General features: G+C 46.7%; 25 protein-coding genes. 11 read left to right on the forward strand and 14 right to left on the reverse strand.

Features of this window, described 5'->3' with window-relative positions:
• The first annotated feature begins 12 nt into the window (after positions 1 to 12).
• From MKX68_RS00835 to MKX68_RS00845, 3 genes are all read left to right on the forward strand, one after another.
• Positions 13 to 201 carry a hypothetical protein gene (locus MKX68_RS00835; protein ID WP_029880762.1) on the forward strand — a complete coding sequence of 63 codons (189 nt, stop codon included), beginning with the start codon at positions 13 to 15 and terminating at the stop codon, positions 199 to 201.
• Positions 202 to 364: 163 nt separating this feature from the next.
• Positions 365 to 1546 (forward strand): putative glycoside hydrolase, encoded by a 1182-nt coding sequence (locus MKX68_RS00840; RefSeq protein ID WP_340908410.1) that lies wholly within the window; start codon positions 365 to 367, stop codon positions 1544 to 1546.
• 164 nt (positions 1547 to 1710) lie between these two features.
• Positions 1711 to 3102 carry an MATE family efflux transporter gene (locus tag MKX68_RS00845; RefSeq protein ID WP_445671057.1) on the forward strand — a complete coding sequence of 464 codons (1392 nt, stop codon included), beginning with the start codon at positions 1711 to 1713 and terminating at the stop codon, positions 3100 to 3102.
• A gap of 83 nt (positions 3103 to 3185) precedes the next feature.
• On the opposite strand, the gene pfkA is transcribed toward MKX68_RS00845, so the two are convergent.
• Entirely contained in the window at positions 3186 to 4157 is a 972-nt protein-coding gene (gene pfkA, locus MKX68_RS00850; protein WP_253433325.1) for a 6-phosphofructokinase, read from the reverse strand.
• 53 nt (positions 4158 to 4210) lie between these two features.
• Positions 4211 to 5290, reverse strand: coding sequence for a tetraprenyl-beta-curcumene synthase family protein (locus MKX68_RS00855; protein WP_017689390.1), 1080 nt, complete (start codon positions 5288 to 5290; stop codon positions 4211 to 4213).
• A 179-nt stretch (positions 5291 to 5469) separates the two neighbouring features.
• Between MKX68_RS00855 and MKX68_RS00860 the strand changes: the two genes are divergently transcribed.
• The gene (locus tag MKX68_RS00860) at positions 5470 to 6810 is read left to right on the forward strand and encodes a multi antimicrobial extrusion protein MatE (RefSeq protein WP_338593585.1); all 1341 of its coding nucleotides are present in this window, start codon (positions 5470 to 5472) and stop codon (positions 6808 to 6810) included.
• A gap of 40 nt (positions 6811 to 6850) precedes the next feature.
• Positions 6851 to 8023, forward strand: coding sequence for an MFS transporter (locus MKX68_RS00865; protein WP_340908417.1), 1173 nt, complete (start codon positions 6851 to 6853; stop codon positions 8021 to 8023).
• 155 nt (positions 8024 to 8178) lie between these two features.
• Here the strand turns inward: MKX68_RS00865 and MKX68_RS00870 are convergent, their stop codons facing one another.
• Positions 8179 to 8376 carry a cold shock domain-containing protein gene (locus MKX68_RS00870; RefSeq protein ID WP_017689394.1) on the reverse strand — a complete coding sequence of 66 codons (198 nt, stop codon included), beginning with the start codon at positions 8374 to 8376 and terminating at the stop codon, positions 8179 to 8181.
• Between the two features lie 162 nt (positions 8377 to 8538).
• Here MKX68_RS00870 and MKX68_RS00875 point away from each other — a divergent pair, with 162 nt between their 5' ends.
• The 5 genes from MKX68_RS00875 (at position 8539) to MKX68_RS00895 (ending at position 12632) form a co-directional block, all read left to right on the forward strand.
• Positions 8539 to 8772: a hypothetical protein gene (locus MKX68_RS00875; RefSeq protein WP_017689395.1), complete on the forward strand. Its 234-nt coding sequence runs from the start codon at positions 8539 to 8541 to the stop codon at positions 8770 to 8772.
• 3 nt (positions 8773 to 8775) lie between these two features.
• Entirely contained in the window at positions 8776 to 8961 is a 186-nt protein-coding gene (locus MKX68_RS00880; RefSeq protein ID WP_047842378.1) for a hypothetical protein, read from the forward strand.
• A 213-nt stretch (positions 8962 to 9174) separates the two neighbouring features.
• Positions 9175 to 10965 (forward strand): oligoendopeptidase F, encoded by a 1791-nt coding sequence (gene pepF, locus MKX68_RS00885; RefSeq protein WP_036609671.1) that lies wholly within the window; start codon positions 9175 to 9177, stop codon positions 10963 to 10965.
• Between the two features lie 132 nt (positions 10966 to 11097).
• Complete coding sequence (locus MKX68_RS00890; RefSeq protein ID WP_047842377.1) at positions 11098 to 11478, forward strand: LapA family protein; 381 nt, start codon at positions 11098 to 11100, stop codon at positions 11476 to 11478.
• A 113-nt stretch (positions 11479 to 11591) separates the two neighbouring features.
• Entirely contained in the window at positions 11592 to 12632 is a 1041-nt protein-coding gene (locus MKX68_RS00895) for a M42 family metallopeptidase (RefSeq protein ID WP_338593568.1), read from the forward strand.
• 123 nt (positions 12633 to 12755) lie between these two features.
• Here the strand turns inward: MKX68_RS00895 and MKX68_RS00900 are convergent, their stop codons facing one another.
• From MKX68_RS00900 to MKX68_RS00940, 9 genes are all read right to left on the reverse strand, one after another.
• A complete protein-coding gene (locus tag MKX68_RS00900) occupies positions 12756 to 13694 on the reverse strand; it encodes a hypothetical protein (RefSeq protein WP_340908421.1) in 939 nt (312 codons plus the stop codon).
• Positions 13695 to 13857: 163 nt separating this feature from the next.
• Positions 13858 to 15789 (reverse strand): ABC-F family ATP-binding cassette domain-containing protein, encoded by a 1932-nt coding sequence (locus MKX68_RS00905; RefSeq protein ID WP_340908424.1) that lies wholly within the window; start codon positions 15787 to 15789, stop codon positions 13858 to 13860.
• 60 nt (positions 15790 to 15849) lie between these two features.
• Positions 15850 to 16428 carry a TetR/AcrR family transcriptional regulator gene (locus MKX68_RS00910; protein WP_017689402.1) on the reverse strand — a complete coding sequence of 193 codons (579 nt, stop codon included), beginning with the start codon at positions 16426 to 16428 and terminating at the stop codon, positions 15850 to 15852.
• Positions 16429 to 16440: 12 nt separating this feature from the next.
• Complete coding sequence (locus MKX68_RS00915) at positions 16441 to 17250, reverse strand: DUF92 domain-containing protein (RefSeq protein ID WP_036609682.1); 810 nt, start codon at positions 17248 to 17250, stop codon at positions 16441 to 16443.
• A gap of 228 nt (positions 17251 to 17478) precedes the next feature.
• On the reverse strand, positions 17479 to 18252 hold the full coding sequence (locus tag MKX68_RS00920; RefSeq protein ID WP_338593553.1) for an ABC transporter permease: 774 nt from the start codon (positions 18250 to 18252) through the stop codon (positions 17479 to 17481).
• Between the two features lie 17 nt (positions 18253 to 18269).
• Positions 18270 to 19046 carry an ABC transporter ATP-binding protein gene (locus MKX68_RS00925; RefSeq protein ID WP_074094443.1) on the reverse strand — a complete coding sequence of 259 codons (777 nt, stop codon included), beginning with the start codon at positions 19044 to 19046 and terminating at the stop codon, positions 18270 to 18272.
• A gap of 27 nt (positions 19047 to 19073) precedes the next feature.
• Positions 19074 to 20129 carry an ABC transporter substrate-binding protein gene (locus tag MKX68_RS00930; RefSeq protein ID WP_340908426.1) on the reverse strand — a complete coding sequence of 352 codons (1056 nt, stop codon included), beginning with the start codon at positions 20127 to 20129 and terminating at the stop codon, positions 19074 to 19076.
• A 12-nt stretch (positions 20130 to 20141) separates the two neighbouring features.
• Positions 20142 to 21590 carry an aryl-sulfate sulfotransferase gene (locus MKX68_RS00935; RefSeq protein ID WP_338593546.1) on the reverse strand — a complete coding sequence of 483 codons (1449 nt, stop codon included), beginning with the start codon at positions 21588 to 21590 and terminating at the stop codon, positions 20142 to 20144.
• 59 nt (positions 21591 to 21649) lie between these two features.
• A complete protein-coding gene (locus MKX68_RS00940; protein ID WP_315936485.1) occupies positions 21650 to 22210 on the reverse strand; it encodes a MarR family winged helix-turn-helix transcriptional regulator in 561 nt (186 codons plus the stop codon).
• Positions 22211 to 22599: 389 nt separating this feature from the next.
• Between MKX68_RS00940 and MKX68_RS00945 the strand changes: the two genes are divergently transcribed.
• The gene (locus MKX68_RS00945; RefSeq protein ID WP_338593542.1) at positions 22600 to 23007 is read left to right on the forward strand and encodes a hypothetical protein; all 408 of its coding nucleotides are present in this window, start codon (positions 22600 to 22602) and stop codon (positions 23005 to 23007) included.
• 122 nt (positions 23008 to 23129) lie between these two features.
• Here MKX68_RS00945 and MKX68_RS00950 read toward each other — a convergent pair whose 3' ends face one another.
• Positions 23130 to 23762 carry a fumarylacetoacetate hydrolase family protein gene (locus MKX68_RS00950; protein ID WP_338593539.1) on the reverse strand — a complete coding sequence of 211 codons (633 nt, stop codon included), beginning with the start codon at positions 23760 to 23762 and terminating at the stop codon, positions 23130 to 23132.
• A 46-nt stretch (positions 23763 to 23808) separates the two neighbouring features.
• Complete coding sequence (locus MKX68_RS00955; protein ID WP_338593536.1) at positions 23809 to 24561, reverse strand: glycerophosphodiester phosphodiesterase; 753 nt, start codon at positions 24559 to 24561, stop codon at positions 23809 to 23811.
• Between the last annotated feature and the right edge of the window lie 22 nt (positions 24562 to 24583).

Genomic DNA, 24583 nt, shown 5'->3' on the forward strand with positions numbered 1-24583 from the left:
ATTATTGTGGATATGGAAACGGTAAAACTGTTTGAGATTGTCAACAGATGGTGCCCGGAAATGCTCCCTTTCTTGAAACCGAATGAACTCGACTCACTGATTGTCCTCCGGGATGGGCTGGGCATCCTGGAACAGGGAGACGCAATGGAAATCATTCAGTACAGTATTTGTGAGCATCAAAATGAGATTTACATTCAATAATTTTTTTCAGATTGATCACGCCGCTTCTTGCAGGGGATTTCCTCAGCAGGAAGCGGTTTTCATTTTTTCCATGTGTTTCATTACTTGATTAATATGGTTAAAAGCCCAGAGGCTTTAATGTATAATTCATACATGGAATGCACACATAAGGGAGTGGAAATGAATGAACATGTTTTGGGCTTTACTGGCTATGGCCTTTGGAAGCTTTGGTGGTGCCCCCGCAGTGGCGGACCAGGGAAACCCTCAATTCCAATCGTTAACCAACAGTTTTAATACCGCAATTATCCAATCTCAAAAAGACCAGGTTGTTATTGATGCCGATAACCCACCTGCCAAAATTGATCCTCAACCTGATGCACCTGTGGTCAAAGGTATTTATGTTACGGCCTACAGCGCCGGCGGCGCACGTATGAAAGAATTGCTGGAATTGACAGATAGTACAGAACTGAATGCCATGGTCATTGATATCAAAGACGATCTTGGATACATAACTTATCCCACAGAAAACAAAGCGCTTCAGAAAATGGGCAAATCCCAACCTTTTATTCGGGATATCGATGCCTTGATGAAACGATTGCAAAAACATGAGGTCTACCCGATTGCACGTGTCGTTGTATTCAAAGATACGATTCTTGCCCAGAAAAATCCGGAGCTCTCCTTCCGAAACAAGGATGGATCTGTATGGGCGAATGGCAAAGGCGACAGCTTTGTGAATCCATACAGTAAGGAAGTATGGGACTATAACATTGAGATTGCCAAGGAAGCAGCCAAGCTTGGATTCAAAGAGATTCAATTTGACTACGTTCGTTTCCCGGAAGGTTTCGAAACTCGAGCCGATGTACTGAAATATACCAAATCCGACAAGTCACGCGTCGATGTTGTGGCTGAATTCGTGCAATATGCACGCAAGGAGCTGGCACCGCTAGGTGTTCGTGTGTCGGTTGATATTTTCGGTTACGCCGCTTCTGTACCTGCGGCTGAAGGCATTGGACAGGATTTTGTTAAGATATCCGAAAATGTAGACGTGATCTCACCGATGGTATACCCTAGTCACTATTCTACTGGCTGGTATGGGGTCAAGGACCCTGACAAAGATCCTTACACAACCATCAAGGGTTCAATGGAAGATACACACAAGAAACTAGACCCTACCAAAGAACTCAAACCCGTCATTCGTCCGTGGATTCAGGACTTCACAGCAAGCTGGCTGGGCAGTGGGCATTATGTCAAGTATGGCAAGAAACAAGTGGAAGACCAGATTAGAGCAATGAAAGACATGGATGTACATGAATATCTGCTCTGGAATGCGTCCAACCGTTATACATCAGGTGTACAATATAAGTAATCCGCACTCTTTCATACTTCTCATTTCATCCAACCTCGTTCTGCTTCAGGGGAGCGAGGTTTTTTGGTGTTCATTTTTCTCTGCACACCCCTCCTCTGCTTCTGTCCCTATTCAAATTGAACAAAATCCTCTACAATAAGTAGCTGTCCATATATGACACTTGGATGACATCTATTAAGAATAGCGAGGCACTGCCAGTGAACATGAACACAACAAGTTTTTCCCAAAAAGTGAAGCAATTCCTGATTATATTTTTGCCCATCTTCACCACTCAAATCGCCCTCTCTGCCATGTCGTTCTTCGACACGAATATGTCAGGCAAGTTTTCTCCGGCCGACCTTGCAGGCGTCGCGATTGGCACAAGTCTGTGGATGCCAGTTCAAACTGGACTAAGCGGGATTCTAATTGGCATAACGCCTGTCGTTTCCCATCTGTTAGGTTCCAAACGTAATGATCAGATCGGGTATAACGTCATACAGGCGTTGTATCTCGGGATTGCAGTCAGTCTCGTCGTTATCGGAGCCGGGGCCTTGTTACTTGGCCCTATCCTGAACGGAATGCCTCTGGAACCCCGAGTTGCCCAAGTTGCCTTCTATTTTTTGTGCGCACTTGCTTTTGGCATTATCCCGCTCTTCGGATATACGGTGCTGCGCAGCTTCATGGATGCACTTGGCCAGACACGGACTACGATGTTCATTACGTTGATTTCCCTGCCCGTTAACATTTTTCTAAATTATCTGCTGATATTCGGCCGCTGGGGCTTTCCACAATTGGGCGGTGTTGGTGCTGGTGTTGCTACAGCATGTACATACTGGCTGATCTTTCTTATTAGTCTCTTTTTTGTCCATCGAGTCGAACCTTTCGCCCAGTATGGCATTTTCCGTCAATGGACCCGTGTATCCTTGTCCAAATGGAAAGAGTTACTCAAGATTGGAGTGCCCATCGGATTTGCGACTTTTTTCGAAACGTCCATCTTCGCTGCTGTGACTTTAATGATGAGCCGTTTCGATACCACAACAATTGCTGCCCACCAGGCGGCGCTGAATTTCGCTTCTACGCTCTACATGCTGCCTGTGAGCATATGTATGGCTCTTACGATCCTTGTGGGCTATGAGGCAGGTGCGGGACGTCTGAGAGATGCCAAACAATACAGTCTGCTTGGCATTGGTGGAGCCATCGGCCTCTCACTGCTGACAGCGATCGTATTGATTGTGTTCGGCGAACAGATTGCAGGTGTGTATTCAAACGATCGAGAGGTCATTGCACTTACGCAGCATTTCCTCATCTACGCCATTTTCTTTCAGATCTCGGATGCGATTGCTACACCGACTCAAGGAGCATTACGTGGCTACAAAGATGTTAATCCGGCACTGATCATCACGTTCGTAGCATATTGGATCATTGGCTTGCCTGTAGGTTATCTAACTGCTACGTATACTTCACTCGGTGCCTTCGGATACTGGATCGGCCTCATTGCCGGCCTTGCTGTAGGAGCAACAGCGCTTCTCTGGCGACTCTTCCTGGTACAAAAACAAGCCGCACTCCGCAAGGCGTAACATCGATATACTCACTCCGTGAAACAACAAAAAGAGCACAATCCACGTTAAAGCGGGATTGTGCTCTTTGCTTATGAATCGAATTATTGGGACAAACGTTGTGCAAGCTCGTAAGTCTCCATATCGAAATCTTTTTTTGTGTTAACCACTTTATCAATATCCGTCAGGGTAAGTTCACCCTTGATAATGCCACAACCTTTGTCTGTCTCGCCTGCAATCAGACTGCGAACAGCGAAGTCGCCAAGACGGCTTGCCAGGTTACGGTCGAAAGGTGTTGGCGTACCCCCACGCTGGATGTGACCCAGAACGGTTACACGTGGCTCATACGTCGGGCAACGTTCCATCAGTTCTTTTGCTACATCCTCACCCTTACCTACGCCTTCTGCAACGATGATAATACTGTGACGTTTGCCATGTGCAAAGTTAGCTTTCATCCGATCTGCTACTTCGTCCATGTCAAATGGAACTTCTGGGACAAGAATCGTTTCAGCACCCGAAGCAAGTCCGGCATGCAGAGCGATATCCCCACAGTGACGACCCATAACTTCCACGATGGAAGAACGTTCGTGTGAAGACATCGTGTCACGCAATTTGTTTACTGCGTCAACCACTATGCTTACAGCTGTATCAAACCCGATGGTGTAGTCGGTGAATGAAATATCGTTATCAATCGTTCCCGGCAGACCCATGGTGTTAATGCCCAGCTTGCTCAGTTTGTTTGCTCCGTTGTAAGAACCATCCCCACCGATAACAACCAGACCGTCAATGCCACGCGCACGCAGAATGTCCGCACCTTTTTGCTGACCTTCAGCGGTATAGAACTCCTTGCAACGTGCCGATTGAAGAACCGTTCCCCCACGTTGGATGATATCCCCTACACTTCGCAAATCCATTGGGAAAATGTCATTATTCAAAAGACCCTGGTATCCACGTTGAACTCCATATACTTCGAGACCGTGAAACAGTCCGCTGCGAACAACCGCACGAACAGCCGCGTTCATCCCCTGTGAATCACCACCGCTCGTTAATACTGCGATTTTCTTTACTGCTGTCATGATGTTTCTTCCTCCTCTAGTTTCACTTCAGGCTCCGCAATATCACACCTGACTTACATATTTTTCCGTATCCAGCGACTGAAAATGAAGAAAAATATTCTTGTGATCGGGCTATTTTTCAGCAGACGTTTGGATACGACGCGAACTTCCTGTTGTTCGCTGACTTTGGGATCAGACAGGTAAATGGCAATCAGTCCTTCGATGATCATCCGGTGAAAGGAGCTTCCCGGAATCTTCTGCACATCGCTGCGTGCCATCTCCACAATAAAAGCAATTCGGTCCAGCATTGTCTCCACATTCTCATAATAGTTGCAGAAGTTGAGATCTCCCCCGATGCGGTCCTCATCCTGATCAATTAAATAATCGAGCATAATGTGCAATGCGCATACATGTGGGAAATAGGCCGTGTGGATCGAGGCCGCTTGCTCTTCAGTCAACTGATCGTCACTCGCAGCCAGAAACAGCATGAAAACGCCCAGTGTAGAGCCAGTTGCAGCAGCAAATTCGTTCCAACGAAACTGAGGTGTGCGATGACGATGCTCCGACCACCATTCGAGCAGTGCCGTTTCTCTCAGTTCCGGCTTGATATGCTTATATACCTGCAGGTCCGTGTATAGGCCTGCCAGATCCTGAATTTGGGGCTTGGCGGACGTATAGCCCGGTAACTGACGGGTCAGTTCCTGACATGTGGTCACCAGATTCCGCAGATATCCGCCGTCATCCTGCTCCTCACGGAGGGCATAATAATTGACGGGAATTGCTTCGGGATCTACCGCATCAAGCATAGATTGATGGAGAAGACGAAAGTCATCCGGGTCCATCGACGTGCTGCGGTCGCACAGATTGTCCAAATAATCACTAATAGTTTGATATGAAACGATCAGCGGAATCAGAATGTGTCTGTTGGGCAAATCAGCTAATGCGTAGACGGTTCCGCCTTCACAGTGAAACTGTTTATCCTTCAGACTGGCAAGTGCTTGCGTACGCAATTCTTCATTCGGAATCGCTTCAGCTTGGGCACGCCATCCATTCAGTGCCTTCCGTGTTTCCGGAATGGTGTATTTGTACACCCCTCTCATCAATGCCAACGGTCCACGCGGATATTGATGACGTTTTCGATTTGATTGGCTCAAAATAAATGTGCCTCCACTTGGTTGAATACGTATTAGAGCGATTTTTAACCATTCCTATTATAATATGATCCCCTTAATTGTACAAATGATCTGCCGCATATTCCGCATAAAAAATCGCATCCGCGCCCAAAGCTTTGTGATATACTAGGCATATTTCATCCATCAAAGGAGTCGTTGACATGTCGTCAAGTGAATCACTTTCGTGGAGACGGTTATTTTCTTTTTTTGTGCCACTTGGCATTTCCGCCTCTCTCGTCACCATTTCTCACGTCATCATAAACAGCACATTAGCACGTTCCGCTCATCCCGAGACGGTTATTGCCAGCTATGCCATCGCCGGTAGCTTGTTAACCCTCACGGAACGCCCCTCCACCCTGCTGCGGCAAACCTGTTCCGCACTGGTTCGCGATCGCCTATCCTTTCAGGCCCTCACGTTTGTGACCAAAATATTTCTTGCCTGTGTGCTTCTCATTGGGTTTCTCATCGTATACTCTCCCGTTGGTACCGGGGTGTTCAAATACTTGTTTGGTGTAAGTCCGGATCTGCTGAACAAGGTCATCGACGTATATGAAATTCTCATGTATGTGAGTATCTTTTCTGTGATCCGCAACATCTATCAGGGGATCATCATTACGAATAACCGCACCAAGTGGTTAACCATCGGGATGGTTTTCCGTTTAGCCGGCATGTACGGCCTATCCCTCTATTTCATATATACAGACAGCATTGACAGTGGACGTGTAGGCGCTATCATTTTTGCTGCTGGCATGATGATTGAAGCGCTGGTCAGCTTTCTGGAGGGAAACAGCATCAAACGCAAGATGCCAGCCAAGCTTGAGGATCATCCCGTCGAGAGCAAGGGAGACGTATTTCGCTTTTATAAGCCGCTGCTGTTATCCAGCTTTGTAGCGCTGTTCATAGGACCGGTTATTAACATTGTACTGGGCAAAACGACAGGGATTGCACTAGCCATTTCGTCCTTTGCCATAGCAAGCAGTCTGATGCAGTTGATGCTAAGCTTCTTTACATACATCCATCAGATCGTGCTGAATTTCTACCTTGTGGACGCCAAACTGGTACGAAAATTCGCACTTGTGACAGGATTTATTCCGTTTGCGATGATGGTGTCGATTGCCTATACCCCCTTGGGACCTTGGGTACTCGAAAATGTCATGAGCGTTCAGGGTGAACTGTTGGAACAAAGTCTGTGGACGCTGCGTGCGTTTGTCTTATTTCCGCTGATCTTCCCTTTTCTGGATTTCAGCAATGGCCTCATTCTGCTTCGCGGTCAGACAAAAACGATGTTTCGTTCGCAAACGGCGAATGCCATCTGCACGGTAATTGTGCTGCTTATACTGGTTAGTATTTTCCCTGCGTGGAACGGTATGATTGGCGCTGTAGCCCAATCCCTTGGCCTGCTCGCCGAACTTATCATTGTCTGGCTTGTCATCCGGCGCACACAGAAAGAACCTACGATGTCCGTGCCGAAAGCCCGTAAATCAACATCCCTGAAAGGGTAATAAAATCATTGAATTGTTATCAGGATTGGAGTCTCTCATCATGAAATTAAGTCACAACGCCCGCCCGGACCAGAACTGGCTGCGGGCTCTCATGTTCACCATCTTCGGTTCCACTGTTCTGGTGGTATCCTACTTCCAGCTTTACTTCAGTCATCTGGGCTTCAGTCGGGCTGAGATTGGTTATCTCTACGGGATCGGCCCACTCATCTCCGTGTTCTCCAATATGTTCTGGAGTATGGCCAGCGACCGCTACCAAACGGTACGCAAAGTGATGATTATTCTGCTTGGAGGCCAATTGATCACAGGAGTCATGCTAGCTAATGCGACAACTTTCGGTCAGGTATTTGTACTCGTAACCCTGTTTTACTTTTTCTATTATCCGGTCTATCCACTCTCCGATACGATGGCTATTACAACCGCCAGCAAGTACGGCCGAAATTTCACTTCCATTCGAGTCTTCGGATCGATCGGTTATGCCTTCTTTGCATTAAGTATCGGGTATTTCCTTGGATCTTTTGGTCCAGCATGGACGATTTGGGTCTGTGTTGGTCTTGCTGCCACTACACTATTGATCAGTTTTCAATTGAAGGATCAACCTTCGGGAAGCAGTAGCAAAATGGATCTATCGGGGTTATGGGCTATTTTGAAACGCAGAGATGTGCTCACCTTTTTTGGCTGTGTGTTTTTGCTTGCCATGGGACATCGCATGAACGAAGCATTTCTTACCATCACGCTAAAAGATCTGGGTGCCAGCGAGGGGCTGATCGGCTGGTCTTTGCTGATCTCTTCCGTAAGTGAAATCCCCATATTTCTACTGCTCAGCAAGTATGGAAACCGTTATAAAGAGCTGCCGCTAATTGCTTTTGCTGCACTGATGTATACGGTTCGTTTGCTTCTCATGTCCATATCCGATACACCTGCAGCTGTCGTTGCGATTCAGACGATGCACAGTGTTACCTTTGGTATTTTCTACGTTACGGCGGTCCGCTATATCATTCGCCTAGTTCCAGACGGTTACAGAGCTACGGGTATGGCTTTGTTCACCATTGTCTGGTCCAGTGCTTCGGGACTTCTTAGTGGAACGTTGGGCGGGCTGCTGCTGGAACATGCAGGCAGACAATCCTTTTATCTCACCGCGATGGCTTTCTCCCTGGCTGCACTGATCGGTTTCGGATTGAAGTTATGGTCCAGCATGACCAATCGTGTCTCCTGAACACACAGGGAACATACACCGTATTCAACCGTTATTTACACTGAAAAATCTTAGAATCAAAAAAAGCACAGCCTCCCTTGGGGGACTGTGCTTAGGTTCTTAATATTCAGCTATAAATTTATCATATATAAGAAGTCCGTTGACCGGAAAAATTCTTACAGTTTGTTTACGTTAGCTGCTTGAGGACCACGGTTTCCATCAGTGATTTCGAATTCTACCGCTTGACCTTCTTCCAATGTTTTGAAGCCATCTCCTTGGATTGCGGAGAAATGTACGAATACGTCCTCGCCGCCTTCAACTGAAATAAAGCCATAGCCTTTTTCTGCGTTAAACCATTTAACTGTACCTTTCAAATGAAAAACCTCCTAAAAATATCGCCATCTATGGCGAATACCCTTATTATACTGTATGGGCTTCCATTTTGCAATTTATCTTTCCATAAATGTCGAAAAAATTTGCTTTGAATCGTAGGGTACGGTATCATTTTACCAAAACCGTTAGTTTGGAGACTACCTATGATAAAAAAACATGAAATATACAAAACAGACAAGTGGAATATGATGACCGTAGAAGTTCAAGGCAAATATCTCGTACTGCGAGAAATTTCGGAAGAGTGGGGCGAAGAATGCCATACGTTCCTTAGCCGTCCTGCATTAATGCACTGGGCTGAACGCCGTTTTCCAAAAGCAGATTTTGAGAACCGTGAGGATGAATGGCGTCAATTGATGGCTGCCTTCAAAGGGGTCTAACCCATGCAGCTTGACTCAAGCAATGTCGTCATTTTTATTATCCTTGCCTTCTCTCTTGGTATTGTGCTTATTTTGGGACGCAATTCCATCCCGGATCGATTGAGACGGGGAATGGCGCTTATTGCTACCCTGCTCATTTGTTTCGCCTTTTTCCTGATCGTTTATTTTCTGTATAACATGGGAACCTAATCACGGGGACCCAGATGCTCAAATATTTCATCGTGCCTAAGGTCATACTATACGAGATTATTCGTATTGTAAGGAGGAAGGCCGTTGAAATACCAGAAATCGCTATCTGTTATCCTGGTACTTAGTCTGATTCCTTCGTCTCTCTCCGCACAGGCAAGCGAGACGAAGGCAGCTTCGTCCATACATTCATCAGATCATCAAAGGAGGATTTCCATGAGTCAATTATTGAAACGTTCCGAGGTGCCGGCTGAGCATAGCTGGAAACTGGAAGATTTATTTGCCGATCAGAAAGCCTGGGATCAAGAATATGAAGAAGTATCGTCTTTGACCAAGAAGGCCTCCGAATTCCAAGGCAAACTGAATCAACCTGATGTACTCAAATCTTGCTTCGAATTCGAAGATGAGATCAGCCTCAAAATAGAACGCCTCTTTGTGTACGCACGTATGCATCAAGATGAAGACACAGCGAATCCTACATATCAAAACCTGTCCCAAAAAGCCCAGAAATTAGGCGTACGGGTTGGTGAAGCACTTTCTTTTGTCACACCGGAGATTCTTTCCCTGCCGGATGATCAGTTGGACGCATTTATTGCGAACGAAAAACTCTCTGCTTACACGTTTACATTGGAAGAGATGAAACGCGAAAAAGCCCATGTTCTTAGCCAAGCAGAAGAAGCTTTGCTTGCACAGGTAGGCAACCTTTCACAAGCACCACAGACAATCTTCAGCATGCTGAATAACGCTGACCTCAAGTTCCCCCGAATCAAGGATGAACATGGTAACGAAGTTGAACTGACTCACGGTAGCTACATTCAGTTCTTGGAGAACCCTAATCGTGAAGTTCGCGAACGTGCCTTCAAAGCGGTATACGAAACCTATGCCAAACAGAAGAACACAATTGCGGCTGCCCTGAATGCAAATGTAACCAAAAATATGTTCTATGCTAATGTTCGGAAGTACCCTTCCGTGATGGAAATGTCCCTATATGGAGATAACATCCCAACGGATGTGTATACCAATCTGGTAGACACCATTCACGAGAGCCTTCCGTTATTGCATCGTTATATGGACCTGCGCAAAAAGTTGCTGGGTGTGGATCAATTGCACATGTACGATCTGTTCGCTCCACTCGTAGACGAATACAAAATGGATATTACCTATGAGGAAGCGAAACAAACGGTTAAAGACGGTCTGAAACCACTCGGCAAGGACTATGCCGATGCATTGCAGACTGGATATGATAACCGCTGGATCGATATATATGAGAATGAAAATAAACGTTCAGGCGCATATGCCTGGGGCGCTTACGGTACTCACCCGTATGTCTTGTTGAATCACAAAGATAACCTAAACAGCATGTTCACACTCGCACATGAAATGGGTCACGCTCTGCATTCACATTACTCGGATACAACACTTCCGTATCGTGATGCACAGTACACCATCTTCCTGGCTGAGGTTGCATCCACAACCAACGAAGCGTTGCTTATGGATTATCTGCTTAACAAATCAACAGATCCAAAGGAAAAATTGTATCTGTTGACCTATTATGCCGACCAATTCCGTACAACGGTATTCCGTCAGACCATGTTTGCTGAATTCGAGAAAATCATTCATGAACGTGCGGAACAAGGTGACGCATTAACACCACAATTGTTATCCGAGATCTATTATGATCTGAACGTTAAATATCACGGAGAAGGCATGGCTGTTGACAAAGAAATTGAAATGGAATGGGCTCGCATTCCACACTTCTATAACAGCTTCTACGTTTACAAATATGCTACAGGCTTCTCCGCAGCAACAAGCTTTTCCAAGCAAATTCTGGAAGAAGGCCAACCGGCTGTTGACCGATATCTTGGCTTCCTGAAGAGCGGCGGCAGTGATTACTCCATCAACATTCTGAAAAAAGCAGGTGTGGATATGTCTACACCACAGCCAATTCGTGAAGCAATGAGTGTGTTCAAGGAATTGATTGAACAGATGGAGCAATTAACCAAATAAGGTTGTCTTTCCATGTGACCTGCATCCCTTGCCCGTTTGGGCAGGGGATTTTATCATCATTGCTAGATGCAACATACCCGAATATGGGTAATGCATATCTAGTTCTCAATTGTTCAACAAGGAGGCAACACCATGAAAATGCAATGGGCACTCATAGCAGGTCTTGTTTTTGCACTGCTCACGGGAATCTTTGCGGTCATTAATGTGGATTCCGTACAAGTCAACCTGTTATTTAACACGGTACAAATCCCGCTGATCTTGCTGATTCTCGGCTGTACCCTGATCGGTGGAATTATTGTAGGGTCATATGGCATCTATCGCCAATACAGACTGCAACGCGAGAACAAACAATTGAAATTGCGTGTATCTGAATTGGAAAGTTCCGCGACAAGCAAATCTACGTTGGATTCTTTCAAATCGATGGATTCGCTTGACTCCAATGAATCCGACAGCCTATTGGAGAATGATTCGATCCAGAGTCAGCGCAAGGGAAACCCTACGGGAACACTGTAACCAATCAGAGACAGCCTGCTGGCGAGTCAGGAATGGTAGTATTACATTCTCTCCCCCAGACAGGCTGTATTTTGTTTCACACCATACCCACGATCCGAGGAGGAAATTACACAATGAGTTTTACAATTGATGAATCATACGTTCTGTCTTTTCTGAAAAAATTGCTGGATACACCAAGCCCAAGTGGTTACACCCATCATATTATCGAGATGATCCGCAAGGAAGCAGAATCACTGGGCATCGCCTGTGAGCTGAATAATAAGGGCGGTGCAGTGCTTACATTGCCAGGGCAGGATTCGTCCAAGACAATTGCTTTGAGCGCCCACGTGGATACGCTAGGGGCCATGGTGCGCTCCATTACATCTTACGGCACATTGAAACTGACCTCTGTTGGTGGATTTTCCATGCAAAGTATCGAAAACGAATATTGTACCATCCATACTCGGGATGGAAAAACATACACAGGCACCATCCTCTCCCTTCACCCGTCTGTACACGTCTATCCAGATGCACGCACCTTTGAACGGACCGAGAGCCATATGGAAGTTCGAATCGATGAAGTCGTCTCTTCCAAGGAGGATGTGTTGAAACTCGGAATCTCTGTGGGCGATTTTATCTCCTTCGATGCTCGCGCCGTCATCACTCCGAGTGGTTATATCAAATCACGTCATCTGGACGACAAAGCCAGCGTGGCTGCGCTATTCGGCATCCTTGAGTCTGCACATCGCGAGGGCTGGAAACCATTACATAACGTCTCTCTGCTCATCTCCAACTATGAAGAAGTTGGACATGGCGCATCGTATATCCCTGCGGAAATCAGTGAAATGATCGCTGTAGACATGGGTGCGATGGGTGACGATCTCAGTTGTAAAGAAACCGACGTTTCCATATGTGCCAAGGACTCTTCTGGCCCGTATGACTATGATATGACTAGCCGTCTCATTGAGCTGGCCAAACAAGATGGCATGGATTACGTCGTCGACATTTATCCTCACTATGGCTCAGATGGCAGTGCAGCATTACGCGGAGGAAACAATATCCGAGCAGCACTGATCGGTCCAGGGGTTCACGCATCTCATTCCATGGAGCGTACGCATAAGGATGCTGTCCTGAATACGGCACGATTGCTCGCTGCCTACATTACAACCAAGTAAAAAAGCATCATTTTTCTACGAAATCATCATGGTGACATCCATAAGTCTTGTCTAATCAAAAAGGACACTTCCAAGCACAGCAAATCGGTGCGCTATCGGAAGTGTCCTTTTTTGTCATATCTCTTAATCTGCCTGTTCCACATATGCATGATATTTACGATCCAATATCTCTAACTCTGCCTTATGGTCACGGATTTCATTTCTTAACACATGCATGGTCTTCCGAACCGCGCTCAGTCCATCCTTCACCTGACGTTCGGCTTTGCGAATTTTTTCCTGAACCATCCAGTCCACAAAAAGGTTATCAAAGAAATAGTCTGCGAATGAAAGCAGACCTCCAAGATGCAGATCGGCGTGTACGGCCATCTCTACATCCTCCAATTCCTTCTGAAAACGTCGTAGACGCTTACCTGCATCCATAATAGCGACCTGAGCGTCATCCATTCGTCCCCGCTTGATATGTGTGGAGATTACCCCACCACCCATCATGTCATATACGCCCCAATTACCTGCCGAAGCCAAGGCCTTCTCGGCACGTTCAAGGGCATAGACCAGATATTCCCCTTCCCGGAAAGCCTCATCCAGTTCCTGAAGCTCACTCGCCAGATGTTCCCGATTCTCAGCCATGTGTTGCAATTCCGCATCCTGGTCCAGCAGACGCCCTTCCTTCTTCCCCCACAGAGCGTTATAGTCGCTCTGCCAGTACTGATACTGCCTTTGGCCCTCCAACTCCTGCTCTACATGAATTCGTTGCTCCTGTACGTCTTGTAACATGCGACAAGCGGTGTCGTATGCAGCCTTACTCTCCATGAGTTCTAACTCTTCCTTTTCCAGACGCTCTGTCTTCTTGCCAATCAGTTGATAGAAAAATGCTGACAATGTCATACTGTTCAGTCGATCAACATCTTTCTGCTCCTTCTGAAGATGCGCCTGACGACGTTTTACCTTTGCTTCCCATTCGGCTTCTTCCGTTTGAAGCTTTTCCAGACGCTTGATCCATTTCTCGTAAATTCTCCCCTTTTCCTTGATCACTGCCAACTGTTCATTAATTTCTTTATACATAAGTGTGGTGTTCTCTCCCTTCTATGGAATTCTTTACTTATACAACGTAATGAACATACAGAACGTTTCACATAAAATCGCAAATTCGCAGACAAAAAAATCGCCCTTTTCTCCAATGCGACATAAAGTCACTGTAGAAGAAAGGGCGATGTTTAGTTATAAATCAAGACTTGCTCTGTTCAATCTGCTCTGCAAGTTCATTCAGAACGGTCCAGCGTTCCATCAATTCATCCAGATGACGTTCAGCCTCAACCTGCTCCGCCATCAACTCCTGCAGACGGGCAGAATCACTAAATGACTCTTCCATCTCTTTGTTAATCCGGACAAGATTGGCTTCAGCCTTCTCAATATTTTCATCAATCTGGTCGTATTCACGTTGCTCCTTAAAGCTGAATTTCAACTTCGGTTTAGCCGCTGACACTGCAGGAGTCGTCTTCTCCGATGACTGCTTCACCTTCGCCGCTCCTGTATCACTCTCTTGATTAGCTCCAGGCGCATTTTTCAGCATCCATTCCGCATACTCACTGTAGTCGCCGACGTGCACACGTACAGCACCGTTGCCCTCAAAAGACAGCACTTTATCCACAGTACGATCAAGGAAATAGCGATCATGGGATACGACAAAGACAACACCGGGGAAATCATCCAGGTAGTCTTCCAGTACAGCGAGTGTCTGGATGTCCAGATCATTCGTCGGCTCATCCAGCAGCAATACATTCGGCGCAGCCATCAGCACACGCAGCAAATATAGACGACGCTTCTCTCCACCAGACAGGCGGGAGATTGGCGTCCACTGGGATGCCGGGGTAAACAGGAATCGTTCCAGCATCTGGGATGCTGTAATCAGTGAGCCATCGGCTGTTTTCACATTCTCAGCCACTTCCTTGATGTACTCAATAACACGAAGAGATTCATCCATCTCCTGGTGTTCCTGTGTGAAATAGCCCAGATTGACCGTAGGACCAACGTCAACCACACCTGCATCGGGTTCCAGCTTGCCAGATATCATCTGTAACAACGTGGACTTACCACTACCATTTGGTCCGACAATCCCTACCCGATCTCCAGGTACGGCAATATAACTCAGATCTTCGATCAGTTTGCGACCCCCGACGGATTTGGAAAGATGCTCAATCTCCAGAATCTTTTTACCCAGACGAGTGGAGCCAACCGATACTTCCAATGAACCCGAACGCTGGATCCCTTGTTGGTCTTTAAGTTGTTCGAAGCGATCAATTCTCGCTTTTTGTTTTGTCGTCCGTGCCTTGGCACCACGACGAATCCATGCGAGCTCCGTCCGAAGCAAGTTCTTACGCTTCTGTTCGGAAGAGGCTTCACGTTCTTCACGCTCTGCCTTCAGTTCCAGAAAACGTGTATAGTTGGCTTCATAGCGGAACAAACGACCATGATCCAATTCGAGCATGACATTCGCCACACGATCCAGGAAATACCGATCATGCGTAATCATAAGCAGTGCGCCGCGGCGCTTCTGCAAGTACTGCTCAAGCCATACTACCGAATCATTATCAATATGGTTCGTCGGCTCATCCAGAATGAGCAGTTCGCAAGGGTGAATCAGCGCAGCAGCGAGTGCCACCCTTTTGCGTTGTCCACCAGACAATGTGCCCATCAGTGCATCGAATTGACGAATACCCAGTTTGGACAAGATACTCTTCGCTTCACTCTCCATCTGCCAGAGCTGAAGCTGCTCCATTTGTTGATTCAAACGTAACAATCGCTCCTGCAACGCTGGATCGGAGGAATTCAGTTCCAATAATTCCATCGTTTCCGTATATTCACGCACGGTTTTCATTTCCATGCTGTCACCTTCGAATACTTGTTGCAGTACCGTATTATCCGCATTGAAGTCCGGATTTTGTGCCAGGAACTGAATACGTACGTCATTACCGATGGAGATCTGTCCCGCGTCTGCCGGTTCCATACCCGATATCACACGCAAAAACGTGGATTTACCCGTTCCATTTACCCCAACGACACCAATCTTGTCCTGATCAGCCATGCCAAATGAAGCATCCTTGAACAATATTTTTTCGCCATAACTTTTTGTAATTTGCTCTACCGTCATTATGTTCATTGCTCGTACCCACTTCTCTGTAAAATAAAATTCAATATTACGTACATCCGCGAACTCACTTTAAACTTGCAAAAAAGAACGGCATCCGTCCAAAAACAATGCTGCTGCAAAGGCAATTCGTTTGTTCAGATGTTCCTCATTGAACTCCGGATTTAACATGATATCCATCTTCAGCCGGTCCAGAATTCCAATATAGGCTTCAGCGAGCAATACAGGCTCAGGTACACTTGCACTCTCCAGTACCTCACACACCATACTCATGTATTGATTCATGAATGCCTTCATGAATTTCATCAGATCCGGATCATTATTGGGTGCCATAAAGAAGAGTTTAGTATGATTGCGACGCTCATAATAATACGTAAGGTGGGTCTTGGCTATTGCTCCAAGTTTATCACCTGTGTTCTCATGCGAGTTCAAAGCATATTCAAGACGGCTGATAAAGCTGTTACAGTCCCGCTTGGATACTGCGATAAATAATTGTTCCTTGCTTTTAAAATATAAATAAATGGTGCCTTTTGCGATGCCGGCTTCGTCTGCAATATCAGACATTTTGGTCTCATAAAAACCTTTCGAGCCAAAAATACCATAGGCCGCATCCAAAATAGCCTCCGATTTGTCTCCCTGTACCGTGCTCAAATGTACTCCCCCCTACAACGCCAAAATGTTACCTAAACCAATCGCCACACATCCGCCGATTACCGAGCTAAGAACGTTCACCAGGTCATTACTCATCCATGCCCAGCCACGAGCCCGAACCGTTGGATGCCCGCAATGTTCATGTACCTCAACTTCACGGCCACACACAGTACAACGATACATCATCTGCACCGTTGCGCCCAGATAGGAATCGGCAAAAGCCCCTGCCAAACCGCCTGCAAGACCGACAAAAGTCCAACTAAACAGACTAAGCCCTTCTATCCCGGCGATCCAGGAAAACAAGAATGCTCCCGCACCAATCAGAGCCCCGCCTACGGCTGCAGCCACGGTGCCAAGAAGTGAGACCCCTCCTGAAGCACCAGGAGTAAGTACCTTCCACGTGAGAACAGAGCGCGGCGGCTTGCGACTGAGACTCCCAATTTCGGTTGCCCATGTATCCGATGTAACGGTAGCCATTACACCAATGAAAGCATACACCCATGCCGGATGTGGAAATATCCAGTATCCCAGGCATAGGAACATGCCCATTCCACCATTAGCCATCACTTGTCCCGCATCCCGATTTCCTGACTTGGCATAGGATTTCTCCAGCTCCTGCTTCCGATCTTTACGAAACCTGGAGAGCAACGTTGAAGTAATGAAAAACAACAATAACGTGCCAAACCAGAACAGGTTCCCCGCTCCGTAATATATCGTTCCCATCATGATTGCTGCCAGGCAGCCAGACAGGGTTAGCGACTTTTTCGCATAGGCAGCACCTGCCACCATAGAAGCGCATACGGCGCCAATAATCCAATCCATAATCTCTCCTGCATGCAGTGTATGTACAGCCCGCATGACGTTTATTGTATTTTTGAAATTCAATTATACCACGGTTTGATCTCAATGCCGAAACTCCTTACGCCAGCACACAAAAAACCTGTATTGGCCTCGTGTAGAAGTGCCAAAACAGGTTATCGATCAAACGTCAAAACAAGATAACTTCCCTTTTCAAGTAACGTCTGGAATTCAATGTTCCTATGTCCTAATTTAGCCCCGCTTCGCTCCGCCAATGACACCATATCGGTAGAGTACTCTGCGACCAAACCAGTTGAACAATCGATCCGTCAGGAATCCCATAAAACCCAGGGAAATCAGCCCGACAAAGATCCAATCTGTTCGGAAAAAGAGTCTGGAATTCCAGATCAAGTAACCGACTCCCTCATTCGAGGCAATCATCTCAGCACCAATTATGGCCATATACGAGGTTCCCATCGCCAGTCGCACACCCGTGAAGATATACGGGGTTGTCGCCGGAACAATCACATGCAGCAGAATCTGCCGTTCATTGGCTCCCATACTGCGGGCCGACCGGATTTTATCTTCTTCAACGGAGAGCACACCTGTCAGTGTATTCAGCACAACAATGAAGAAGGTTGCGTACATAATAAGCGCGATCTTGGATTGCTCTCCAATTCCAAACCACACCAGGAATAAGGTAATAAAGGCGATCGGCGGGATAAAACGTATAAAGTTAAGGAACGGTTCGGCGAACAGCCGGATGAGATGAACTTTGCCAATAATCAGCCCTACCGGAATAGCAATGATACTTCCGAGTACCCATCCCGCCAGTACACGAGTGAAGCTGATTCCGATATACTCCATCAGTGTACCGTCAGCAATCAATTCGCGTGCTCCCAGGATCGTGTGCCACGGACCAGGGATTACGTCAGGCCCATAGATAAGGGCACCAAGCTGCCAGATTAAGATGACCGTTACCCATAGAAGCGGGATAGACACCCTTTTTTTCTCCAACCATTTCATCTTGTATATCACCTCAGTTATTCTTCAAAGTGGCCTTGAATTCGGTCATACAAGGTGTTGAACTCAGACGAGGCGATGTTCCTCGGGTAAGGTAAAGTGTTGTGGTAAATATCCGTGATATTCGAAGACGGACCTACAGACATAATGCCTATGCGCTCACCAAGCAATAACGCCTCCTGAATATCGTGTGTGACAAAGATAACGGTTTTATGTGTTTCTTTCCAAATATTCACCAGTTCCTTCTGCATGGTCCGTCTCGTCATCGCGTCCAGCGCACCGAATGGCTCATCCATCAGCAAGATCGCCGAGTCATTCGCAAGTACCCGGGCCAATTGAACACGCTGCTTCATGCCACCTGATAGCTCTTTTGGAAATTTGCCCTCATGAGCACTCAGTCCCACAAGCTGGATGTAACGATCGGAGATCTCACGCCGTTGCGTCTTAGGCACCTTGGACATTCGAAGTCCGAATTCAACATTCTCCCTCACGGTTAGCCATGGAAAGAGAGAAGAATCCGCCTGCTGGAATACCATTGCCCGATCCCTGCCTGGTCTGTCAATCTCCTTGTTATCCACCTTGAGCTGTCCACCCGACTTGGAGATAAACCCCGCGATCATGTTCAGCAGCGTTGACTTCCCACACCCACTGGGACCAAGCAGGACAAAGAACTCTCCTCCCTTGATAACCAGATCGACATCCTTAATGATATAATGCACATCCCCATTGGTCGGGGCATGATACGTTTTCCGCAGCTGCTCAATATGAATGGTATGCTGAGTTGCAGGTAAGGACATAACGGACACCTCCCATTTGAATAAGAATTATTTACTGTATGTCACTTTTTCCGGCAGAGCCTGCTGGAGAGAAGTCAGATTGAGTTTGGTGTCGAGATCAAAATCCTGTTCAATGATTCCGGTGTCCACCATATATTGCTTCTGACCTGCCAAACTATCATAAGCAGCCTGCGTAAATCCAACTTCCCATGGATTGATCGGAAGGTCTTTCAACGTGGCATCTTTAGGCTGTTTGGTCTCTTGATACATCAGATCGGCAACCTCTTCAGGATGCGCTTGGGCATACGTGGATGCTTCATCCAGCGCCGCAAGAAAATCACTTACCGTTTCAGGGTTTGCCTGGATGAATTCATTACTTGATACCAGTCCCATACCAAGGCGTATAGGGGTCTGAGACATATCCGTCAGCTGATGTACTCCTTCGAGTGCATCGAATTTATCGGTTAACGCGGAACCTATAACCCAAGCGGCATCAAGGTCTCCCTGTTTCAATGCGATGTAGGCTTCATCAAAAGCCCCCTGACCAATTTGCGTCACATCACTCAGCGCCACCCCCTGATCTTTCAAATATTCATCCCATAGATACGGAATAAATGTGCCTCGAATGAAACTCACTTTCTTGCCCTTCAAATCCGCTCCACTCTGAATATTCTCCCTAGCATACAGCTTCCAGGCGGCTGCCGCTTCATCCGTAGTCTGACCTGCAGAAGCGATGACTGAATATTCCCCTTTAGACAAAGCATTTAATACAGGGAAGTCCGCACCGTAAGCAATATCAACCTGTTTGATAAATAGTGCATTTACACCTTCAGCCGGTGAGCCAAACGTAATACTCTCTGCATCAATGCCCCTGTTTTCAAAAAAACCTTCGGCAATGGCTACCCTGAACGTTGGGTTGGTACTTGTATCTGCGATTCGAATTTTTACATTATCGGTATTCTTGCCGGTAGCGTCTTTTGCTCCAGATCCTGCTGCGTTTGAACTGCATCCGGATAATAGGAGTGTCGTAGCCAGAAATAATATCAATATGCCGGTTACTATGGATGGTTTTCTCACAATATACACCCCATTCGATCTAGTCATGATTCTTGACGCTTAACCGCCTGACTTGCCTTCATCCGACGTTGCCACACAGGCTGCACCCTCCACAAATGGAAGAGTTGTCTCTACGCTCACGATGGATGCAGAACCTTTGGTTGCTGCTCCCGGCACTCTGTAGTTGGAGACATCAATAGCTTCGATCGCAACTTCCTGCGGCTTCTCCAACTGCGGAACCCACTGATAAGGAACTCGATACGAGCGATAGACCATATTGGTATTCCGCCGATCGGTGTAAGGAGATACATACTCCCATACCAGCTCATGCTCCGCTGTGACTTCGAACAATCTGCCATTGGAACCTTCGGTTATCAGGGTGTTACCGTTAGGTAAACGCTGGGCGGAACTGATGTATGGGCTATAAAATTTATAAGAATCCGTCGGAACCGAGAAACCTGCTTCTGCCGAGGTATACTGCCAGACAATCTCCAGGGTGACCGGGTTAATCTCCAGTACACGGGAGTGATCCCGAATCGCATGTTTCAATCCAAATGGAGAAGCCGGATTTGGAAGGCCGTAACCTGCCCAGCCGCCATTGTCGAATACGAGCAAGTTCCCTTCACCCGGTAAACCTTGGGGAATGATATGTGCATGATGCTGCCCGATAATTGTGCCAATGTGTTTCGCTTCAGTTGAAGTATAGTCTGGTCCTAGTCTCCACACGATCTTTCCGCTCTGTCTGTCTGTAATGGCGATAATGTTGGCCTCTCTTGCATCCCAGATAATATTGTCGGGGTGGAACCGTTCGTCTCCTTCTTCATAGAAGCGGTTGGGTCCAACATAAGAAGCAGAATTAATATGTAACCAGTCACCAACACCACCACCCAGATGACCGAAAGAGCGTGTATTCGGGTCACGGAACAGAACATTTCGAGCAGCTTCATCAAAACCTAATTCTTCAAAGTGTTCGTTAGGCAGCCACTCCCAGAGTACCTTCCCCTCCCAATCCACTTCGATAATGGCATCATCAAGCAATGGCTTATCTGAAATTTGCGAGTTACTCACATTTTTGTGTGCCAGAATAAGTGTTTTGCCACTCTTCGTCTTTGGCGCAAGGCCAGGGGCATAATAACCTACCGGATTTCCCTCACGCTGATAATCATGATGCTGGCGGGCATACCATAATGGCTCATACCCCGGATCTTCGATGTGTTCGTAGCTATTGTATTTCCATACAATGTTGCCGTCCCAATCCACCTGAACCAGATCGACATTATCCTGAATACCGAACTTCGGATCTCTGCGACCCGTGCTGCCCAGCACGTAGCCGCCAGGTAATATTTTGGCCGGAAACCCTAACAATCCTTTCCACAGGTGAACCTCCTTGCCATTCATATCGATCAATACTACGCCTTCTTCACCTGCCTGATAGACGGTATAACCGCCCCAAGCCTTATTCGGATTGAATAGCGTGGCTCCAGTTGGATATATTGTTGAGTGTCCCATTGATCATCTCTCCCCTAGAATGTTTGTGGTATATCAAATGTCGTTACCTTGACTCAACCTCAATAACTGAGATAGTTACTCTTCTTCCCGGTATTGTCCCGGTGCTTCTGCTCAAGGTCACTTGTGGAGGACCGATCCTGTTCTTGTATCCCGTTGTTCTCTGCCAATTCCAGCACCGTGTCCGAGAATCCCTCCAGATTCGCTACTACCCGCTCGTAGAATTGACTTTGCTGCTCCAGTTCCTCCGTCGTAAAACCCTCAAACAGAAGCGTGATACATCGGGCACCGATATTGCTGTTTCTCGCATACATCTCCCGCCCGCTGGATGTGATGTCCAGTAAAACCGTCCGGCGATCGTCTTCCTTTCGTCTGCGGATGGTGAGTCCCTTTTTCTCCAACTTATCGGTCAGAGCTGTAATGGCACCCGATGTAAAGTCCAATTGTTCTGCCAAATCCCCAAGTCGCTGTTCTCCCTCACGAATGATCTTGTGCAGGATAAGCATGCCTGGCAGGCTGATACCTTCTACAGAGATGCGATCCCGCTCTTTGACAAATCGTCTGACCATTTTGCGAAATAACCAATCCGTCCGCTCCAACGCTTCCCAGTCTCTATCGCTCATTTCATAACCTCCTTGATCGTTTGAAGCTTCAATAAAGATACGAAAAAAGGCCCCCGAGGACATTCCTTAGAGGAGTAGTCCCGGGAGCCTTTGGTGGTCCAATCAGCTCAATGCAGTTTTCAGTTCAAATTAGTTCACTGTTCATTTAATGAGTATTAAAATAATTGAGATTATCATATAACCAACTAACCCAACCTGTCAAGTGTGAATTATTTTTAGTTCTTTTCTTAATTACACTCCTTCTCAGCTAGGTTGAAATTACTTATCCTGTTTTAAGTTTCACTTCAGGTTTCCCGTTTACACTATTCTCAGATAGAAACATCTACAAATACATCAACGACAAGCTACGATTCAGTTCGTACTCAACTACAGAAATGAGGATTATCCATATGAATATGAAAAGAGTCATTATTATAGGCACAATGATTGTCACCATGTCCTTCGCCGGAACAGCATGGGGCCAATCCGCCATCTCCCCCATACCTAGTGCTAAGTGGTCCATCGTTGACTTGGATACTCGTGAGGGAAGCAATGACGAGCTGCTCAGCGCTCTCAATCAGCCTTCAGAAGCGGATCTGTATCAGGAACTGTACAACGGGAAATCACTGAGGAGGATTACGGAAGAAAACAACGGGAATTTGGATGAAGTGATTGCTATACAAGTAAGACAGCTCAGAGAGCAGTTGGATGAACGGCTCGCAAGTGGAAGTATCAGTTTAGAGCAACATGCTGCACAACAAGCTGAACTGGAAGAGTTGGTCACACAGAGCGCAAATACAGCATACAGTTTGGCGTAAATTAGTAGCGTATCCGTTCGATGAAGATATAAATATATATCCACGATAACACAGCAAAAAGGAGCGTATGCACGCCCCTTTCTTGTACTCTATTCATCTCAAGCAGGTGTGATGTGTAATCCTTATTGCGCTGACCCAATCGTGCAGGCACCCAAGGATTCGCCGTCCCATGCCAGTTCGAGCACATCTCCTGCTTGTGTTGGTCCAACACCTTCCGGTGTTCCTGTAAAAATGACATCGCCCGGCCCTAGGCCGTAATGGTGACCTACATAATCCACAATATCCTGTAAACTGAAGATCATGTTACTAATGTTACCACGCTGGACTACCTCACCATTTTTGGTCAATGTAAAGTCTTTCTCCAGTAATGCTGCCGCACCCGGGAACGCCTGAAATGCAGTAACTGGAGCGGAATTTCTGAACCCTTTGGCGGCTGTCCACGGGTGGCCCTTTTTCTTAATCACGGTCTGTACGTCACGTAACGTAAAATCAATACCAAAGGCATACGCATCCACCAGCTCATCTATCGCCATACCTGGCTCATAACTCCGGCCGATTCGAACAACCAATTCAGCTTCATAGTGAACTTCACCCTTGGTAGCAGGCAATTCAAGCGTTTCACCATTTAGGGGCACGACTGCATGAGAAGGTTTCATAAAGATCATTGGTTCATCCGGAACCGCGTTACCCAATTCTTCAGCATGAAGTTTATAATTGCGTCCTACACAGTATACATTGCGAATGTTAGTTAACATGGGTATATTACCACCTTTATCGGATTGAATAGTGCATATAGGAAAGTTAGGGTCTGAAGAATCGGCTGCTCGTCTCCTGAAATGCCAGCTCCCATACGTCAGGACGGTTCGTACATAACATGAGTTCTGGATCAACTGCCGCCAGTTTCTTCATAATGGTCTTGTCATCCACTGTCCAAGCCATCACCCGAATACCTGAACTCCGCATCTCGTTCATTAAAGATTTGTCTACATTGGTGTATCCAATCGAGAGGAATGTACAATTCATCTGCCGCAGCGCGGTTAACAAATCACCTGGTCGTGCATCGATAATCAGCCCCGTCTGGATCTCCGGTGCAAGTTTCTTCACTTCGATCAGAGCGGCTGGTTCAAATGAGGTGATCACAACATCATTTTGCATATGTCTTTTTCTCACTTCATATATAACAGCTGCAGGCAGACCCGGGTACATGTCTCCCTGCGTTTTCAGTTCAATGTTCAAACGTACTCTGCCGCAAGAGCGATCTAACAATTCACTTAGCGCCGGAATCCGTTCGCCTTTGTAAGACTTATTTTTCCACGATCCGGCATCCAGACGTTGCAGATCAGCCCAATCGGTTTCCCGAACCAGGCCCTTGCCATTTGTCGTGCGATCCACTGTAAAATCATGAATGACCACGGGTACACCATCACGCGACAACTGCACATCCAGCTCCATCCACTGAACTTCAGGCCGCTCCATGGCCATCAGGAATGCAGCCATCGTATTCTCTGGTGCAATAGAAGAAAATCCACGGTGCGCTACACAAAGGTTGTTCATTCGATTCCCTCCTCAAAAAGGT

Origin of the sequence: Paenibacillus sp. FSL M8-0212 (assembly GCF_038004645.1) — a bacterium.
In the GTDB taxonomy this organism is placed as follows: Bacteria; Bacillota; Bacilli; order Paenibacillales; family Paenibacillaceae; genus Paenibacillus.

Excerpts from the sequence above, each read along its gene's own strand:
- MKX68_RS00955 (WP_338593536.1), bottom strand. The coding sequence starts at position 24,561 with ATGAACAACCTTTGTGTAGCGCACCGTGGATTTTCTTCTATTGCACCA.
- MKX68_RS00860 (WP_338593585.1), top strand. The coding sequence starts at position 5,470 with ATGTCGTCAAGTGAATCACTTTCGTGGAGACGGTTATTTTCTTTTTTT.
- MKX68_RS00930 (WP_340908426.1), bottom strand. The coding sequence starts at position 20,129 with ATGACTAGATCGAATGGGGTGTATATTGTGAGAAAACCATCCATAGTA.
- MKX68_RS00875 (WP_017689395.1), top strand. The coding sequence starts at position 8,539 with ATGATAAAAAAACATGAAATATACAAAACAGACAAGTGGAATATGATG.
- MKX68_RS00945 (WP_338593542.1), top strand. The coding sequence starts at position 22,600 with ATGAATATGAAAAGAGTCATTATTATAGGCACAATGATTGTCACCATG.
- MKX68_RS00915 (WP_036609682.1), bottom strand. The coding sequence starts at position 17,250 with ATGGATTGGATTATTGGCGCCGTATGCGCTTCTATGGTGGCAGGTGCT.
- MKX68_RS00895 (WP_338593568.1), top strand. The coding sequence starts at position 11,592 with ATGAGTTTTACAATTGATGAATCATACGTTCTGTCTTTTCTGAAAAAA.
- MKX68_RS00890 (WP_047842377.1), top strand. The coding sequence starts at position 11,098 with ATGAAAATGCAATGGGCACTCATAGCAGGTCTTGTTTTTGCACTGCTC.
- MKX68_RS00865 (WP_340908417.1), top strand. The coding sequence starts at position 6,851 with ATGAAATTAAGTCACAACGCCCGCCCGGACCAGAACTGGCTGCGGGCT.
- MKX68_RS00835 (WP_029880762.1), top strand. The coding sequence starts at position 13 with ATGGAAACGGTAAAACTGTTTGAGATTGTCAACAGATGGTGCCCGGAA.
- MKX68_RS00935 (WP_338593546.1), bottom strand. The coding sequence starts at position 21,590 with ATGGGACACTCAACAATATATCCAACTGGAGCCACGCTATTCAATCCG.
- MKX68_RS00925 (WP_074094443.1), bottom strand. The coding sequence starts at position 19,046 with ATGTCCTTACCTGCAACTCAGCATACCATTCATATTGAGCAGCTGCGG.
- MKX68_RS00950 (WP_338593539.1), bottom strand. The coding sequence starts at position 23,762 with ATGTTAACTAACATTCGCAATGTATACTGTGTAGGACGCAATTATAAA.
- MKX68_RS00880 (WP_047842378.1), top strand. The coding sequence starts at position 8,776 with ATGCAGCTTGACTCAAGCAATGTCGTCATTTTTATTATCCTTGCCTTC.
- MKX68_RS00900 (WP_340908421.1), bottom strand. The coding sequence starts at position 13,694 with ATGTATAAAGAAATTAATGAACAGTTGGCAGTGATCAAGGAAAAGGGG.
- MKX68_RS00840 (WP_340908410.1), top strand. The coding sequence starts at position 365 with ATGAACATGTTTTGGGCTTTACTGGCTATGGCCTTTGGAAGCTTTGGT.
- pfkA (WP_253433325.1), bottom strand. The coding sequence starts at position 4,157 with ATGACAGCAGTAAAGAAAATCGCAGTATTAACGAGCGGTGGTGATTCA.
- MKX68_RS00920 (WP_338593553.1), bottom strand. The coding sequence starts at position 18,252 with ATGAAATGGTTGGAGAAAAAAAGGGTGTCTATCCCGCTTCTATGGGTA.
- pepF (WP_036609671.1), top strand. The coding sequence starts at position 9,175 with ATGAGTCAATTATTGAAACGTTCCGAGGTGCCGGCTGAGCATAGCTGG.
- MKX68_RS00845 (WP_445671057.1), top strand. The coding sequence starts at position 1,711 with ATGACATCTATTAAGAATAGCGAGGCACTGCCAGTGAACATGAACACA.
- MKX68_RS00940 (WP_315936485.1), bottom strand. The coding sequence starts at position 22,210 with ATGAGCGATAGAGACTGGGAAGCGTTGGAGCGGACGGATTGGTTATTT.
- MKX68_RS00905 (WP_340908424.1), bottom strand. The coding sequence starts at position 15,789 with ATGAACATAATGACGGTAGAGCAAATTACAAAAAGTTATGGCGAAAAA.